This is a genomic window from Flavobacterium zubiriense (assembly GCF_041729725.1).
GTDB lineage: Bacteria > Bacteroidota > Bacteroidia > Flavobacteriales > Flavobacteriaceae > Flavobacterium > Flavobacterium zubiriense.
On record NZ_JBCFQL010000003.1, the window covers coordinates 1 to 17,624 of the forward strand.

Annotated in this window: 12 protein-coding genes; 7 read left to right on the plus strand and 5 right to left on the minus strand. The window is 35.0% G+C overall.

Annotation, left to right across the window (positions count from 1 at the left end):
* The coding region (locus tag AAGV28_RS03295) for a hypothetical protein (protein ID WP_373405398.1) at positions 1-205 on the plus strand (205 nt) is incomplete at its 5' end.
* Positions 206-327: 122 nt separating this feature from the next.
* Here the strand turns inward: AAGV28_RS03295 and AAGV28_RS03300 are convergent.
* The 5 genes from AAGV28_RS03300 to AAGV28_RS03320 all read right to left on the minus strand — a co-directional run bounded on the left by AAGV28_RS03300 (position 328) and on the right by AAGV28_RS03320 (position 10,576).
* Positions 328-2,700 (minus strand): beta-L-arabinofuranosidase domain-containing protein, encoded by a 2,373-nt coding sequence (locus AAGV28_RS03300; RefSeq protein ID WP_373405399.1) that lies wholly within the window; start codon positions 2,698-2,700, stop codon positions 328-330.
* Positions 2,701-2,918: 218 nt separating this feature from the next.
* Entirely contained in the window at positions 2,919-5,027 is a 2,109-nt protein-coding gene (locus AAGV28_RS03305) for a RagB/SusD family nutrient uptake outer membrane protein (protein ID WP_373405400.1), read from the minus strand.
* 52 nt (positions 5,028-5,079) lie between these two features.
* Positions 5,080-8,622: a TonB-dependent receptor gene (locus AAGV28_RS03310; protein WP_373405401.1), complete on the minus strand. Its 3,543-nt coding sequence runs from the start codon at positions 8,620-8,622 to the stop codon at positions 5,080-5,082.
* A 146-nt stretch (positions 8,623-8,768) separates the two neighbouring features.
* Positions 8,769-9,884, minus strand: coding sequence for a FecR family protein (locus AAGV28_RS03315; protein ID WP_373405402.1), 1,116 nt, complete (start codon positions 9,882-9,884; stop codon positions 8,769-8,771).
* Positions 9,885-9,967: 83 nt separating this feature from the next.
* On the minus strand, positions 9,968-10,576 hold the full coding sequence (locus AAGV28_RS03320; protein ID WP_373405403.1) for an RNA polymerase sigma factor: 609 nt from the start codon (positions 10,574-10,576) through the stop codon (positions 9,968-9,970).
* Between the two features lie 349 nt (positions 10,577-10,925).
* Here AAGV28_RS03320 and AAGV28_RS03325 point away from each other — a divergent pair, with 349 nt between their 5' ends.
* The 6 genes from AAGV28_RS03325 to acs all read left to right on the plus strand — a co-directional run bounded on the left by AAGV28_RS03325 (position 10,926) and on the right by acs (position 17,254).
* Positions 10,926-11,345: a transposase-like zinc-binding domain-containing protein gene (locus tag AAGV28_RS03325; protein WP_373405404.1), complete on the plus strand. Its 420-nt coding sequence runs from the start codon at positions 10,926-10,928 to the stop codon at positions 11,343-11,345.
* A 104-nt stretch (positions 11,346-11,449) separates the two neighbouring features.
* A complete protein-coding gene (locus AAGV28_RS03330) occupies positions 11,450-12,010 on the plus strand; it encodes an acetate uptake transporter (protein ID WP_373405405.1) in 561 nt (186 codons plus the stop codon).
* A 64-nt stretch (positions 12,011-12,074) separates the two neighbouring features.
* A complete protein-coding gene (locus tag AAGV28_RS03335) occupies positions 12,075-12,269 on the plus strand; it encodes a hypothetical protein (protein ID WP_373405406.1) in 195 nt (64 codons plus the stop codon).
* Positions 12,262-14,964: an ATP-binding protein gene (locus AAGV28_RS03340; protein WP_373405407.1), complete on the plus strand. Its 2,703-nt coding sequence runs from the start codon at positions 12,262-12,264 to the stop codon at positions 14,962-14,964. Before AAGV28_RS03335 ends, AAGV28_RS03340 begins: the two co-directional genes overlap by 8 nt.
* The gene (locus AAGV28_RS03345) at positions 14,961-15,323 is read left to right on the plus strand and encodes a response regulator transcription factor (RefSeq protein ID WP_373390091.1); all 363 of its coding nucleotides are present in this window, start codon (positions 14,961-14,963) and stop codon (positions 15,321-15,323) included. Before AAGV28_RS03340 ends, AAGV28_RS03345 begins: the two co-directional genes overlap by 4 nt.
* A 20-nt stretch (positions 15,324-15,343) precedes the next feature.
* Positions 15,344-17,254, plus strand: coding sequence for an acetate--CoA ligase (acs, locus tag AAGV28_RS03350; protein ID WP_373405611.1), 1,911 nt, complete (start codon positions 15,344-15,346; stop codon positions 17,252-17,254).
* Positions 17,255-17,624 lie beyond the last annotated feature (370 nt).

Here is a 17,624-nt window from a genome sequence, read left to right on the forward strand (position 1 = left end):
TTATACCTTTTTGAAAAAAACCAAACTTCCCAAAACAAAAAAACCTCCTGTTTCCAAGAGGTTTATTCGGATCAATCCGAAAACCTGTGGAGTTAGAAAAAAATTACCGCAGAGAGCGCAAAGTTTTTTACCCTTAGCTTTTATAAAAAGGCAAAAGTTCGCAAAGCTTTCTATTGATTTAGCTTTGCGAACTTTGTGCTTTTAGAAGTATTCTTAGTTGAAAATCTTTGTGCTCTCTGCGGTAAAAAATAATTAGAGCGTATGGTTTTTATGTTTCTCCACAACATTTAGCGTTGATCCGTTTATTCTACAAATTATTATTCTTAACTATTTCATCAATCGTACTTCGTAAATACCGGTAATAGACGAATTCGGTTTCGCTTGAAATTTTATTTCCAGTAGTTTTGCATTTGCTTTTAAAACCTCATCTGGAATTTCAATTATTTTATCAATAAACTGATTGCCTTCTTTTCCATCCATGGCTATCGAAGCAATCAAAACCGAATTCATATAAATATCAAAATTTTTGTTTTTATCCGAACCAAAATAAGTAAATCTTAATTTACGCGCTTCCAGTTTTGGGTTTTTCAATTCGTAGCTAAAAAAACCTTTTCCGTTTCTATAATGACGTTCTTTGTTAATTCCAGTATCCGTTTGTTCTCCTTTAAAATTATGATCATTTTCTGGTTGTTGTTCTCCAGCAGTAACTAAATCTACTGTTACCGCTTCCAATTTTATTTTTACCTCTTCTCTTTCCTTCATAGCAGCCTGTAATTCAGGTAACTTTTCTTTTGTGGTATAAGGCCAATACAACATGTATCGCGCATCGTGAATTTGGAAAAAAGGCACCAATTGTAAATTCTTAAATTGATCCTGATAAGTAATATCTGAAATCGAATACGTAAATGGTTTGTTCTTTATCTCTTTTAAAGATTGTGCTAAATCGGTAGTATTTGAAACCAACATTGGTGCTTCTTCAATTGGATAAATTGATCCGTTTGCAATATGCCCCATTCTACTTCCATCGGCTCTTAAACCTGTTAAATCAGTCTCGCCAGTAACAGCCGCTAAAACTATTGGCCCACGTACAAAAGAAACCCAGGCTGATTTGTCTGGAAGTTGTTCTGCGGTACTGTGCATTGGCAAAACCACCGAGATCACATCTCCCGATTTCCATTTTCGATGAATTGTAACATAAGAATTTGCATCTTTTTCAATCGCTACTTCTTTACCATTTACCTTAATTTTCATTTCTCCATTCGTTATCCAGGAAGGATATCTAAATTTAACAGCAAACTTTTGTGCTTTTTTCAAATCCAATGTAAAAGCCGATTGTTCTTCGAAAGGAAACTTTGCATTTTGCGTTAGCTTCAATCCTTTTTCTTTCCATTCTAAAGTAGAAGGAATAAAAAGATTCACGTACAAATTAGTCGCATCATGAGCATAAATCATTTCACCATATTTTCCGTGATTTTCTAAACCAGAACCCACACAACACCAAAAAGATTCCTGCGACTCCGAATACACACGGTAATGACGTGGACGGATAGGCGTAAAATACACAAATCCTCCATCCGGATGCTGCGATGACAAAATATGATTGTAAGTGGTACGTTCGTAATAATCCATGTATTTTGCCTGAGGATGCGCCAGGAACAAATGCTTACTTAATTTTAGCATATTGTAACTGTTGCAAGTTTCGGGACCTTCTCTGGATTCTAACATGGACGAAAAATCATTCGAAGGATTAAAATGTTCTCTCACGCTATTTCCTCCTATAGAAATGGTTCTGTTTTCGACTACTGTTTTCCAAAAAAAGTTAGCTGCATCAGCCCATTTTGTATTGCCTCCCACTTCGGCAACACGCATAAAACCAATTATCTTAGGAATTTGCGTATTAGCATGATGTCCATTTAATTTATCTTCATCTTTTAACAAAGGATCTAAAATAGTCTTATGCGAAAATTTTTCAGCCAAAACCAAATATTTTTTGTCACCCGTAATTGCAGCTACATCAGCAAAAACTTCGTTCATTCCGCCATGCTCACTTTTTAGCATCAATTGGATTTGGTCATCCGAAAGATTTGAAACTAATTTTAAACACCAATCTGATAATTGGATTAGCATTTTTTTAGCTTTTTCATTCCCAGTTAATGTGTAAGCATCAACTAAACCTGCGTAAACCTTATGAACATTGTACCAAGGCACCCATTTTCCGTTTAACGAAAAACCACCTGCATCAATCTTCCCTTTAGCGATATCAGCCCATAATGCCTTGCTTCCAGGAACACCACCTATATAGCCGTCTCCATTTTTCAACTGGCATTTTTCTAACCAATCCAGCATATAATCCAAACGTTCTCTTATTTGTTGGTTTCCAGTTGCAGCATACATCTCCGACAAAGCCGAAAGATAATGTCCGCCAATGTGACCATCCAATCCCGTATTTTCCCAATTGCCATAATTGTCTTTTAAAGGCGTTATCCCAGCCTCTTTTAAATAAGGAGCCAATAATCTATCAGCATCGAGTTCTAAAATATATTTCATATCGGTTTGCTGTGCTTTCAAAAAAGGACTTTCCAACAAACGAACTGACGATAACGGAAAACTTTGTAATTGTCCCGACTGTCCGTAAGTAGTGGCGCTCAACGTAAGCAAAGTAACTACCCAAAAATTATTCTTAAGATTTTTAAATACCATAATTTCTTGTTTTCTTATTTTATTTTGAAAAATGAATTCTCCCTATTTACTTTCCAAAATGGAATTATAAAATTAATTAACTCTTATTTTTAAAATAAGAAGTCCGAATTAACAAATGTAAATAAAACATTTATTAATTCGGACTGAAAAAAATATAAAAAATTTATCCTCTAAAATTAAAAATACAATTTGAGGGTAATTTAAGAACTAAAGAACTATTAGTTTGTTACGTAGCCTGGATTTTGCCAAGCTCTTCTTTGAGCATCTGTTAAATTTGAACCATCGTCATTTCTTAAACCATCAATAAAGGTTTGCGGTATTGGACGAAGTTCGTGTTTGTTAGCTGTAATAGCAGACGCTTCTGTATTAAATGCTTTAGCACGGGTAATTAAAGTGCCTGTTCGGGATAAAGTCTCCCAACGTTGCCATTCTCCTAATAATTCACGGGTACGTTCGTTAAGGATAAAGTGTAATGCTCGCTCATATTGACTTGCTGCTCCAACTCTTTCTATAACAGCTTCATCTTCTGCTGGTAAATTAGCAGGGAATGAAGTTAATTGCAAGCTTGAAGCTGCTGTAGTAACAGGAAGTGTTGGATTAGACAAATAATAGGTATTCATATTCAAATTAGAATTGATATAATTAGTTGCATTTGCTCCTGTATTCAATCCATTGGTCTCAAATGCTTGAGAACCATCTCTGTAGTACGATCTATTTTCTCCATTTTTCCATTCAGCACGTGCACGAATAGTGTTCAAATCACCCATCGCTTGAGCAAATTGTCCTAAACGAGCGTAACATTCAGCTCTAACTAAGTAGGTTTCTCCAAGACGTGCCATAGTAACATCACGACGTGAATCACCTCTTTCTGCCTGACGAGATCCATCTTCTGTTTTATTGATTCCTGCAAAGAAATTACTGAAACTAGTACCTGTACCAAATGTTGGAGCTACATAAGTTCCATTTTTATACAATACTAAAGAGTTAGGAGAAAAATGACCTACTTTTGTAGTCAATGCCCCAGCACTGGCAGTTTGACGAGATCCAACCGTCCATTGTGGTAAACGACTATTGTCATCTCTCCAGGTTGGACTTTGGTTTGTTGATCCAAAAGTATAACCATCATAAGTGCGATCGTCTTTAGTATTTAAAATCATTACAATGGCAGGATCTCCAAGTTGAACACCATTTGGATTAGTTCCTACAATAGTATTGGCTCCATAAACGGTTTTGAATGTTTTCCACATACGAGAATCGTTTACGTGATCGTAAACCGCATAGCTGTATTCAGTAGGACGACAACGCTGGAAATCCATGCTTCCGATCCATACACCACGTCTGACCCATCCTCCAGCAAAATTGGAAAATTGAGGAGCAAAATAATTGTAGGTACGGTTTCCAAATCGACCAGCAGTAATAGGGTCAGCATTATGTCCTGCTGCCATTAAAATTTCGTTTTGTTGTTCAGCTGCAGAATCTACTCCTGTCCAGTTTCCAAAAAGGTCTCTATAGTTGCTCGTTAAAGGACCGCGAGCATTAATAGCATAAGTAGAAGCATCAATAGCTTCGTTTAAATCAGTGTCTTTATAAGCACTGTTCCAAGCGTCATTTCGTTCAGATGAACGGAACAATAAAGCTTTTGCTAAGAAATGGGCAGCGGTAGCTTTTGTCCAAGTAATTCCTTTTCCATAGGTAAAAATTTCGCCTTCAAATAAATTATAAGCATTTCGCAAATCAGAGATCACCTGTTCCCAAGATTGCTCGTCAGTAGAACGAGTAAAATTACGCACAACCCCAACAGTTGGGGTTGTTTGAAGCACTACTCCTCCATACTGAGCCGTAAGACGATAATAATTGTATCCTCGTAGGAAATAAGCATGTGCAAGACAACGGTTTCTGATGGTCATATCAGTGATTTTATCTGCATTGGCAATAATTCTGTTAGCAGATGCAATCCCAAAATACATTTGATCCCATAATGCTTCTGGACCTGTTGCGTTATTATTGGCAGCTCCAAATGCTGGTGTTGCTCTAAAAGGAGCTAAACGGTTATCGTAAGTATTCCACATTTGGTTGGTTAAGTCATTGGCATTGGTGAACTCATCTGTTCCATATAGTGTAATTCCATAAGCCCATTCAAAACCAAAATGCCATCTGATATTACCGTAAAGCGATACCGTTAACGCTTCAAGTCCTTCTTGAGTTTCAAAATACTCAGTGGTAAGGCGGTTGGTTTGTTCTTCGTCCAGAAAATCTTCAGAACAAGAACTGAAAGATAGTCCTGTTAATAACAGCAAACCTATTCCTATATTTTTAAATTTATTCATTTTATTGTATTTTAATGTTATTACTTTATAGATTCGTTATAACTTATTTATATTAAAATCCTACTTCAATTCCCAAAACAAAACTGCGGTTGAAAATGGTTGAATTAGTATCAAAATCATACCAGTCTACTGATTGATAGATGCTACCTGGATTCACTGCTTGCGCATATATTTTTAGATTAGCCAAGCCAATTGCTGAAGTGTACTCTTTAGGAAAATTGTATCCTAGAGAGATGTTACGGATTTTTACAAAAGAAGCTTTGGTAAATCCAAGTAGTCCTGAGTTAGCGTCCATTGATCCAGCAGATGCTTGTCCTAACAATGGTTTTTGGAATTCTGCATTTGGATTATCAGGTGTCCAGTAATCTACTTGGCGTTGATTGCTCGTTCCTGTTAATGCTTCTCCGCCTAATGAGGCAGTGTAGCCCATACGCCCATACAATAGTGTTGATAGCTCAAAACCTTTATAGTTAAAAGTATTGTTCCATCCCATAGTCCAGTTTGGATTGCTGTTGCCAATGATTACACGATCTGCTTCAGTCATTAGGTAGTCTCCGTCTTGATCTTTAGGACGAACATTACCTGGTCTAAACTTACGTTTTTGAAGATTCTCATCTTCTATAGATACATTAGCTGCTGCTGCTGCTGCTGCTAACCATTTATCCATTTCAACATGATCTTCAGGAGTGTCTTGCCATAGACCTAAATTGTCAAAGCCAAAGCGAACATTGATTTGTTCTCCTATGAACCAAGAATTATCCACCATATCATTTTTTCCGTAGGCTAATTCTTCAATTTCATCTTTTTGCCAAGCCGCATTTAAGCTGCTCTCCCATGTAAATCCGCTTGCTGTTTGTACTGGAGTGAAGTTTAAAGTAACTTCAACTCCTTTATTATTGGTTTTACCTATATTAGCAATAGTTCTGTTGTAACCTGTTAAAGTTGGGATATTTACACCCATTATTAAATCATCTGTAAAGGATCTATAAAGTTCAACACTACCGCTAATTCGATTTTTAAGAAAACCAAAATCAACCCCAAGGTTGTATTGGGTAGTAATCTCCCATCCAAGTGCGGCATTTGCCATTGGAGTTAGGTCATTTGTATAATAAGGTTCATTAGTCGTAAAACCTATTTGATTGCTTATTCCGTTAAATGGAAGATTTAAGTTTCTAATATTCCCTTTTGTGTCATAAGGATCTACAGAAGAGTTCCCAACGGTACCAAATCCTAAACGAAGTTTTAGGTTGTTAATCCAGTCAGTGTTTTTTATAAATTCCTCCTGATCCAAACGCCAAGCTAAGGCTGCTGAAGGGAAGAAATCCCATTTGTATCCCTCAGATAATTGCGATGCTGCATCCCAACGCCCTGAGACAGTCAACAGGTAACGATTATCAAAACCATAATTAAAACGAGCCATGTACGAATATAGTTGACGCTGTATTATATTAGAATTCATACTAGCTCCATTATCAGCATTGGTCAAATCAATATCGCCTAAAGCATTCCATAAGAAGGAAGGTCTGGCAATGTTACTTGCTGCTAAAGAAGAGAATTCTTCATCCCAAGAAGAGGCTGTTTGCAGTAAAGTAGCCCCTATCTTGTGTTTGCTAAAAGTACGATCGTAAGTTATCATGTTATCAAAAGTCCAAGAGAAATCTCGTTCGTTTCTCAATCTGGCAAAGTTTCTTCCCGCAGTACCATTTGAATTGATTCTGTGTGAAGAGGTGCCATCAATATAAACTCCTTCCCTCCAATGACGAAAATCAGGACCAAAATTAATTTTATAGCTTAATCCTTGTAGCGGTTCCCATATTTTTCCTATTTCAAAAGTAGCAGAAATATTACCTAAAGCACGCATGGTTTGTGACAATTGGGTGCTTTTTTCCCATTCATTCATAATCGTATAAACACCATTCTCTCCTCCAGGATTAATCAATAGATTGCCATCGGCATCATAAGGGGTTGCCATATTGAAAATAGATTTAGCTGCTCCGTAGATGGCATTCGGTACAGAACCACTGCGCCCTCCTAAGGTTGACATACCGAAATCTTGTTCGCTCCAAGAGATGTTTAAAGAGGCATTCAATTTAAACCAATCTACTGGTGTAATATTAGTGGTTAATTTTGTGGTATAACGCGAATAGTCCTGCCCTCGTTGAGTTCCTTTATTACTTAAATAGCCAAATGAAGCATAGCTATTTACTTTTTCAGATCCACCGCTTGCACTGATTACATGTTCATTCATTATTCCAGTTTGAGTGACAAATTTTGTCCAGTCTGTATTAGTGACTTTAGAAGGATCCCAAGTGCCGCTTTCCCAACCTTTCAATACATTAGCTTGTGTAGTGTTAAAATCTAAAGAACTGGCAAATAATTGTGTATCACTTGCAATAGTAGGAGAATTTGGGTGTGCATATTGAAATGCTTTTGAGTCAGTCATACTTAAATTATACCCTGCCCAACGTTTGAATTGGATAAAATCAGCAGCACTCATCGATGGTGAACGATCTACTATGTTAGTAGTTGTTAATGTAGCTGAGTAATTCAAATTAAACCTTCCTGACTTACCTTGCTTAGTAGTTACAATAATAACTCCGTTAGCTCCACGAGATCCATAAACAGCTGTAGCAGAAGCATCTTTAAGCACGTCAATAGATTCAATGTCTCTAGGGTTTAAGGTTTCAATAGCAGATGAAGAAAATAAAGGCACACCATCCACTACATAAAGAGGATCGCTATTAGCAGTTAATGAACGTTGTCCACGAATACGAACCGTTCCAAGCGTCCCCGGGCGTTCGCTAGTAGTAATATCCACACCAGCGGCTTTTCCTTGTAAAGCTTCCATGGCATTACTTACTGGTCGGTCATTTAATTCTTCCGCACTAACTCTCGTAACAGCTCCAGTTAAATCTGATTTTTTAACAGTACCATAACCAACAACAACCACTTCGTCAAGGGTTTGTGAGGACTCTTTTAAAATTACTTTAAAATCAGTTTTATTACCGATAGGAATCTCAACAGTTTCAAAGCCTATGTATGAAATCACAAGGGTTACAGCTGTATTATCCACTCTAATATTAAATTTTCCGTCTAAATCTGTCGAAGTACTATTATTTGTACCTTTCACAAGTACACTTGCACCTGGTAACGAAAGCCCAGTAGCATCAACAACTACTCCGCTAAGCGTTTTTTGTTGTTGCTCACTCAAAGAAACAGCGGTATCTTCATCAGATTTTGCTTTTTGCAAAACAATTTGATTACTAACAAGGGAGTAAGAAATATTGAGCGGTTTTAAGACTCTGGAAAGCACTGTCGACAAAACTTCATTTGTCGCTTCGACACTCACTTTTTGGTCAAAAGGAATCATTCTAGAATTGTATGAAAACTTAACATCGGCTGATTTACCGAGCTCAGAAAGAACCTTATTTAAGTCCATATCTGATAATGAAATCGTTACTTTGGTATCTAACTTCCCTTGCCCTAAGCTGTTTGCCATGGTTACAGTCGAGAAAACTAGTGCTAATACAAATTGATATAAAGTCATCTTCATGAGTCGGATTAGTAATCGTTGTTTTACTACGGTTTTTTTCATAATTTTGGTTTGTTTATTAATTAATACTAATTGAGGGTATTCTAAGAAACATTTTCAAGCCCACTTTACAGAGTGAGAATGAAGCTTTAGGCGTCGGTTATGTTACAGCATATCGGCGCTTTTTTTTATTTCATAGGCAAATTGATTTAATTACATCCTTTAGATACTATAGTTATTTGATTTCCATTCATGATATAAGTAGAATTTTCACCAATACTTTTACAAATAATTTTTAATTTTTCAGGCAAAGGCTGATCTGTTAAAGAAGTAGTTAAATGACATTTTTGCAATTCCTGCCTTGGAAAATCGATTTCTACCGAATAAGCTTGTTCAATAGTTTTAAAAATTTGAGCCACAGGAATATCTGTAAACTCAAAACTAAATTGTTCAATACTTCTAACTGAGCTAGTGATGGATTTATCCAAGGTAATATTGGTAATTTTATTAAAAGTTTGATTTTTACGTATAAAGCGAAGTGCCTGATTGGGCAACAACACTATTTCTTTTTGTCCTGAACTGAAATTATCTTTTTCAGAATTTACTTTTACTTTTCCTGTTCGCACTAAAACCTCTACATCAGATTGATTCTTGTAAGCTATAATTCGAAAGCTAGTCCCTACTACTTTAGTCACTATTTCATTCGCATAAACAAAAAATGGTTTTTTAGGATTTTTACTAATTTCGAAAAAAGCTTCTCCTGACAAATACACTTTTCGCTCATTACCTGTAAAAACTTTAGGATAACTCAACTTACTTTTGGGTTGTAACAATACCGAACTTCCGTCAGATAAGGTTATAATTTGTGGTTTATTAGAATTATTAATTTGTTCCAATAAACCATCTTTATCAGTATTAGCAACTGTTTGTTCGTAATACGAATTATCGTTTTCCGTAGCAAAATAAGTATTATAAGCATAAACTGAAAGTAAACCGAAAACTAAGATGGCAGCCATTTTTCTAAACCAAGTAGTATTCCACAATTGAATTAGTTTTTGTTCCATTTTTCGGTCTTGCTCTTTTTGTTCGATTTTCATCCAGGTATTTTGCAAAGCAGCATCGACCTGTTCTTGAGATAAATTGTCTTCAGGAACTTTCATGGCCAATAACCACAAACGAGCTTCTTGTACTAGTTTAGCTCTTTTAGGATGTTCCAGAGTCCATTCTTCCCAACCCGCTACATCATTTTTTGACTTCATCCACAATCGGAATGATTCGTCTGCCAAAAAATCCTCTATTTCTATATATTGATTTCGTTTTTTCATTTTAAAAAGTGTTTCTGCTACCATAAAGGACAGCCACTAGATTATATACTCATTAATTTTATTTTTATTTTTATTTTTCTAAATCATATACAATTTGTCAATAATACTATCAGTAATCCAAAAGTCCCTTTCCATTCCTTACGAATATTGACTAATGCACGATGCAATAAGTTATTAGCCGATTGATAATTGACATTCAATATTTCCGCAATTTCATCTACACTCAAACCGTGATGGTATCTTAAATACAAAGCTTCTTTTTGTCTAGTAGGCAAATCGTTTACTAATTTATTGAGTTGAGCTACTTTTCCTGCGGTCAACTCATCCGAAATTAATTGATGCTCTACTGAAAAATCAAACAAAAAAGCAATTGCATCTACTGATTTTGATTTATTAAAAACCTTATCTCGTTCTTGTAAACGCACAATGCGTTTGCGTACACAAGACAACAAATACGCTTTTACTACCACAGTATCGCTAAGGCTATTGCGATACACCCAGATGTCAGTAAAAACATCCTGTACACAATCTTGAATTTTTTCGGAAAATGGTGAAAATGAATTCCCATACTGAATTAAGTAGCTATAATATCTTTTAAAAAGCGTAGAAAATGCTTTTTCATCTCCCGCTTTTAATTCGACCCATAACTCGTTGTCATCAAGAACAGCCTTATTTAAAATTTGATTTTTCAAACTCAAAAATTTATTGTTTTTTACTTTTATCTGAGAACTCCTATTTGTGTAAATTTAAAAGAATAAAAGAAGAGTTGTTACCTTGATAACAACTCTTGCCCTCTAACTAATATGACTAACCAAATCACATTTATAAAAAAGATCTTTTATACATAAAGGACACTTTTTTTATAATATACTCATTAAATTATATATTTTTTTTCACTTTGAATAAAAATAACTTACCCAACTCTATTCACCTCACATTTAAAGCTATTTTCCCACCTTTATTCCAGTAAATTTGAATTAAATAAAAATTTAAATTTAAATATAATTGTTAATTTAATATATTTATGCAAATTATATATATATGGAGGTAATTATCTGCCCAAAATGCCAAAACAATAAAACAGTAAAAAGCGGAATTATTAACAATAAACAAAGGTACTTATGCAAAAATTGCAACTACTTTTTTACTGTAAATAAGATAGGTAAAAAAATTGACGATTACTATGTTACTAAGGCATTACAACTTTATCTTGAAGGATTAAGCTACAGAGAAATAGAACGGATCCTTGGTGTTTCGCATGTAAGCATTAGCAACTGGATAAAATCCTTCAATATAAAAAAACCAGCAAACACAAACTACCATCCGACTTATAAAATATTAAATCACTTAGAACTAGTAGAATATATAAAAAACAAAGAGATTCTTTCAGGAGCAGGAATGATTATTACTGAACTTGGCGATAAATTTATGGTCATAAAATGGGAACGATTTAAAAAATAACTATATCCTTTACAACTATATATAGCTTATTTTGTTTTACAAACAAAAAATCTGAATTTGCTGGTCTATTAAACCTAAATTAACCTTAAATTTTTTAAACCAAAATGGAACAAATATTAAAAGACACTACTGCCAATCCAGCACCGCTAGGACTTTTTGGCTTCGGAATGACTACTATTTTATTAAATATTCATAATGCTGGATTCTTTGAGCTGAATGCAATGATTATGGGAATGGGAATCTTTTTTGGAGGAATCCAGCAGGTTATTGCCGGAATTATGGAATGGAAAAAAGGGAATGGGTTTGCTACGGTTGCATTTACTTCTTATGGTTTCTTTTGGTTAACACTTGTTGCATTATGGTTGCTGCCTTTAATGGGAGTTGAAAAACCCGATGGCGCTTCTATGGGATGCTACTTAGCGATGTGGGGATTGTTTACTTTTGCCTTATTTATAGGAACATTGAACGGAAACACTGTTGGAAAACTTATTTTTGGCTCACTTGTAATTCTATTTGGACTATTATCAGCAGCCAGTTTTACTGGAAGTCAAGAAATTCACACCATTGCGGGTTACGAAGGGATTTTATGTGGCTTTTTTGCTTTTTATGAAGCTGCCGCAATTGTAATTAATGAAAAACTAGGCAAACAAGTATTGCCTTTGTAAAAAATAAAAATCATAAAACACACAATAGCTTTAATTTACTAAAGCTATTGTGCTTTTCATTTCAATGAAAAAAAGACATGAACAAAAATTAATTATTCTATCAATGTTAATGATTTTAGCATTGAACATTCCGCTTGTCTTATTATTTGATAGCTCAAAAGCTTTGTTGGGTTTTCCGATTACCTACATCTATATTTTTTCGGCTTGGTTATTTTCAATTGCCACAACCTACTTAATTATCAAAAAATATTATGAGTAGTCTTGGGCTTTTATTGATTTTAGCCATTTATGTAGTAATGCTATTTTACATTGCACATTGGTCCGAAAAAAGAAGCCATTCTAAATGGACAAACAATCCTTATATCTACTCTTTTTCACTTGCTGTTTACTGTACCGCCTGGACGTATTACGGCAGTATTGGGTTAGCCGCAAATTCTGGATTAGATTATTTGCCTATTTATTTAGGGCCAATAATTATCATTCCAACTTGGATTATTATTCTTAAAAGAATCATCAGAATTTCGAGAGTTAATAAAATAACCAGCATTGCCGATTTTATTTCGCTGCGTTATGGCAACAGCCGTTCATTAGGAGCCTTAGTTACCTTAATCTCTATTTTTGGGATTGTGCCTTACATTGCTTTACAACTAAAAGCCATTTCGGATACTTTTCATATTGTATCTAAAACAGAAGCCAGTTCTAATATTTTTATGGACAATACCACTTACATCTGTATTGCCTTAGCCTTATTTGCTTCTTATTACGGAAATAAATATGTAGATGCTTCCGAAAAAAGGCGCGGAATTGTAACCGCCATCGCTATTGAATCCATCTTAAAATTAGTCTTCTTTTTAATCATTGGTGTTTATGTCACCTACTTTGTTTTCGATGGTTTTGATGACATTTACAACAAAGCATCAGTCTTAGAAAATTTCGATAAAAAAAACACTATTGGCAATTTGACTAACGGACTTAATTGGTTTTTCCTATGTCTAATTTCTATGTTTGCCATTTTTATTCTGCCAAGGCAATTTCACACCGCTATTGTCGAAAACAATCAAGAAAAACACATCCGAACCGCCATTTGGCTACTCCCACTCTACTTATTGCTTTTCAATATTTTTGTTTTTCCAATAGCCTGGGGAGGAAACATTCTTTTTGGAAATCAAGGTTTAAATTCTGACACTTATTCATTGCTGATTCCGCAACATTTCAACAATAATTTTTTAACCGTATTGGTGTTTCTGGGAGGATTTTCGGCGGCCATTTCTATGATTATTGTTTCATCAATAACACTAGCCACCATGCTTAGTAACAACCTTTTAATTCCTTATGGTTTTATAGGTTCGTTAGAAAACACTTCGCAAGAAAAAAATACCAAAAGAATTGTGCTGAGTCGTAAAGTAGGAATTTTTTCATTGATAATATTAGCTTATATTATCTATCGGGTGTTTGTTTTAGATTACACTTTAGTTTCTATCGGTTTGGTGTCTTTTGTTATTATAGCCCAATTAGCTCCTGCTTTTTTTGGCGGAATGTTTTGGCGAAGAGGCTCTAAAAAAGGAGCTGTAACAGGAATTATTCTTGGATTTTTAATTTGTTTTTACACCTTATTAATTCCTTATGCCCTTGGAACAACTAATTCAGCAAGTACCTTTGTACAAGAAGGACCTTTTGGAATAGTGTTATTAAAACCTTTTCAGCTATTTGGATTGGATTATTTGGACCCTATTCCGCAAGCGGTTTTTTGGAGTTTATTAGTTAATTTACTCAGTTATCTTGCGGTTTCGGTAAGTTTTAGCGGAAATTACAGAGAACGCAATTACGCCGAAATGTTTGTAGACATTGACAAATACATTACCAATCATGAGAATGCGTATGTATGGAAAGGAACTGCCAATATTTCTGATATTGAAAAAATACTGGAACGTTTTCTTGGCATCGAAAGGACTAAACGTGCGCTGACCATCTTTAATTTAAAATACGATATTGACAAAGACAACAAGATTGCCGATGCTCGTTTTATCAAATTTGCCGAAAATTTATTAACAGGACATATTGGTACGGCTTCCGCCAAAATAGTAATTGCGAGCGTTGCCAAGGAAGACAAAATCAGTCTGCCTGAAGTATTACGCATCTTAGAAGAATCCAAAGAAAATATTGTCATCAACAAAAAACTGACTGAAAGTTCGAATGAATTAAAAAAAATATCCGAACAACTTCAAGTTGCCAATAAGGAACTCATAAATAAAGACATTCAAAAAGACGAATTCCTCGACACCGTAACTCACGAATTAAGAACGCCAATAACAGCGATTAGAGCCGCAACTGAAATCCTGCATGATGACGAAGATATTCCTGCAGAAGTACGTCAAAAATTTTTACAAAATATCATTTCCGAATCAGACAGACTGAACCGTTTGATTGATAAAATATTAGATTTAGAAAAATTTGAAACAGGAAAACAAAAAATTTATCTTTCTAAGAATACCATTTCCAGGACAATCAACAACACATTGGATTCGTTACAACAATTAATACTAAACAAAAATATAAGTATTGAATTCGAAAAAAAATCAAGCGAAATCAAAGCTTTTTATGACGAAGAACGCATCATTCAGGTGCTTCATAATTTGTTTTCGAATGCGATAAAATTTTGTCCCGATATTGATGGAAGAATTAGTATCAAAATTATTGAAGACCACGAATTTATTGCGATAAGCATACACAATAACGGAAAAGAAATCAAGCCCGAAGACTTAGAAGCCGTCTTTGATAAATTCTATCAGTCTAGAAATCAAAACATTAAAAAACCTATTGGAAGTGGCTTAGGATTAGCCATTTGTAAAAAAATAATTGAACACCATAAAGGAAAAATCTGGGCAGAAAGTTCAAATAGTAATGGAACAACTATTACTTTTACATTGCCCAATTACAATACTAGCGAAAAATGAAAAGAATATTAATTGTTGATGACGAACCCAATATTGTGATGTCACTCGAATATACTTTTAAAAAGAATAATTTTGAAGTATTTATTGCGCGCGATGGACAAGAAGCTTTGGACATTTTAAAAAATCAACTTCCTGACATTATCATTCTCGATGTCATGATGCCAATGGTCGACGGCTACAGCACATTGGAACAAATAAAAAAAGACGACCGATTAGAGAATTGCAAAGTCATTTTTCTTTCGGCAAAAAATAAAGAGACAGACATTGAAAAAGGACTATCACTAGGTGCAAATTTGTACATAACCAAACCTTTTTCAGTAAAAAAACTAGTTGAAAAAGTACAGGAATTAATAAACTAACAAAACTAAATATACCAAAAATCATGAGTCGTTATAAAATAAGTAATTTCGAAGAATACTTTAAAGAGTACAAAAAGTCAATCAAGGACCCAAAGAAATTTTGGGACAAAATTGCCTCAGAAAACTTTACTTGGTACCAAGAATGGGACAAAGTAGTGGATTTCAACATGGCAGAAGCTGAAATAAAATGGTTTGTAGATGCAAAAGTGAACATTACTAAAAACTGTATTGATCGCCATCTTGCTAAAAAAGGAGACAAAGCAGCCATTATTTTTGAACCAAATAATCCTGATGAAGCATCACAATCAATTACCTACAATGAATTGCACCAACGTGTAAGTAAAATGGCAAATGTTTTATTGAGCCAAGGTATTCAAAAAGGAGATCGTGTGTGTATTTATTTGCCTATGATTCCGGAACTAGCCATCACAACATTGGCCTGCGCCCGTATTGGAGCCATTCACTCTGTGGTTTTTGCAGGATTTTCAGCATCAGCATTAGCTACCCGAATCAACGATAGCGAATGTAAAATGGTCATTACTTCTGACGGCGGATATCGTGGAAATAAAACCATTGATCTCAAAGGAATTGTTGACGAAGCATTAGTGAACTGCCCATCTATTGAAAACGTTTTGGTTGTTCAAAGAACCCAAACTGACATTCAAATGAAAGAAGGTCGTGACCAATGGTTAGCACCACTTTTAGAAAAAGCCTCAGACAACAATGCTGCCGAAATTATGGATGCCGAAGATCCATTGTTTATCCTTTACACTTCGGGTTCAACAGGAAAGCCAAAAGGAATGGTGCACACCACAGCAGGTTATATGGTTTATACGGCTTATACTTTCCAAAATGTTTTTAACTACGAAGAAAATGACATTTTCTGGTGTACTGCTGATATCGGTTGGATTACCGGACATTCCTATATTTTATACGGTCCGTTATTGAATGGCGCTACCACAGTTATTTTCGAAGGCGTCCCTTCTTATCCTGATTTCAGTCGTTTTTGGGAAATTATAGAAAAACATAAAGTAAACCAATTCTATACTGCACCAACAGCCATTAGAGCTTTGGCCAAAGAAAGTATTGATTATGTTCAAAAATATCCTTTAAGCTCGTTAAAAGTAATTGGATCTGTAGGAGAACCTATTAACGAAGAAGCTTGGCACTGGTACAACGATCACGTAGGCGGAAAACGTTGTCCAGTGGTAGATACTTGGTGGCAAACCGAAACAGGAGGAATTCTTATCTCACCAATTCCTTTTATTACACCAACAAAACCAACCTATGCGACCTTGCCACTTCCGGGAATCCAAGCGGTTTTAATGGACGAAAAACGCAACGAAATTGAAGACAATCAAGTAGTGGGAAGTTTGTGCATCAAATATCCATGGCCAGGAATTGCCAGAACTATTTGGGGCGACCATCAACGTTATAAAGACACCTATTTCTCAACTTTTCCAGGGAAGTATTTCAGTGGCGACGGTGCTTTGCGCGACGAAGTAGGTTATTATAGAATTACAGGTCGTGTGGATGATGTCATTATTGTTTCAGGACATAATTTAGGAACAGCTCCAATTGAAGATGCCATCAACGAACATCCAGCAGTTGCCGAAAGTGCCATTGTAGGTTTCCCTCATGACATTAAAGGAAATGCGCTCTATGGTTTTGTAATCCTCAAAGAAGCAGGTGAAAAACGTGATAAAGAAAATTTGGCTAAAGAAATCAACCAACACATTTCTGATCACATTGGACCAATTGCCAAATTAGATAAAATTCAGTTTGTATCTGGTTTACCAAAAACACGTTCTGGAAAAATCATGCGACGCATTCTTCGTAAGATTGCCGAAGGTGATTATTCTAATTTTGGGGATACCAGTACTTTATTAAATCCAGAAATTGTGGAAGAAATTAAAAATGGTAGAATTTAAAACTTTTTAACACAACTATCTGGAAACACATTGATATTATTTGCCAACTTTTTAAAAGTTGGCAAATATTAACTTTGAATTAGAAAAACCAACAAGCTGCTCCATAACAAGAGCAGCTTGTTGGTTTTTATAAAAGAAATATTCAAGGCAAATTTGAGCAAAAATCGGTTTATTTTTGCTACATTCGTTAACTAAGAATCAACTATTGATAGCTTAATTTAACCCGTTGGGTGAAATCATCAAAAACGTCAGTTCGTGTGTTTTTTGCGTAATGAAATGAAGCGAAAAATGTATCGAGAACCGTTTTCTATTCAATATTTTCTTGTTCTCGATACAAATTTTCCGAAAAAGCTGTCGCGTTTTCTGAAAA

Coding starts and splice junctions, on each gene's coding strand:
- AAGV28_RS03305 (WP_373405400.1), bottom strand. CDS start 5,027: ATGAATAAATTTAAAAATATAGGAATAGGTTTGCTGTTATTAACAGGA.
- AAGV28_RS03335 (WP_373405406.1), top strand. CDS start 12,075: ATGAAAAAAAGACATGAACAAAAATTAATTATTCTATCAATGTTAATG.
- AAGV28_RS03330 (WP_373405405.1), top strand. CDS start 11,450: ATGGAACAAATATTAAAAGACACTACTGCCAATCCAGCACCGCTAGGA.
- AAGV28_RS03310 (WP_373405401.1), bottom strand. CDS start 8,622: ATGAAAAAAACCGTAGTAAAACAACGATTACTAATCCGACTCATGAAG.
- AAGV28_RS03345 (WP_373390091.1), top strand. CDS start 14,961: ATGAAAAGAATATTAATTGTTGATGACGAACCCAATATTGTGATGTCA.
- AAGV28_RS03315 (WP_373405402.1), bottom strand. CDS start 9,884: ATGAAAAAACGAAATCAATATATAGAAATAGAGGATTTTTTGGCAGAC.
- AAGV28_RS03325 (WP_373405404.1), top strand. CDS start 10,926: ATGGAGGTAATTATCTGCCCAAAATGCCAAAACAATAAAACAGTAAAA.
- AAGV28_RS03340 (WP_373405407.1), top strand. CDS start 12,262: ATGAGTAGTCTTGGGCTTTTATTGATTTTAGCCATTTATGTAGTAATG.
- AAGV28_RS03300 (WP_373405399.1), bottom strand. CDS start 2,700: ATGGTATTTAAAAATCTTAAGAATAATTTTTGGGTAGTTACTTTGCTT.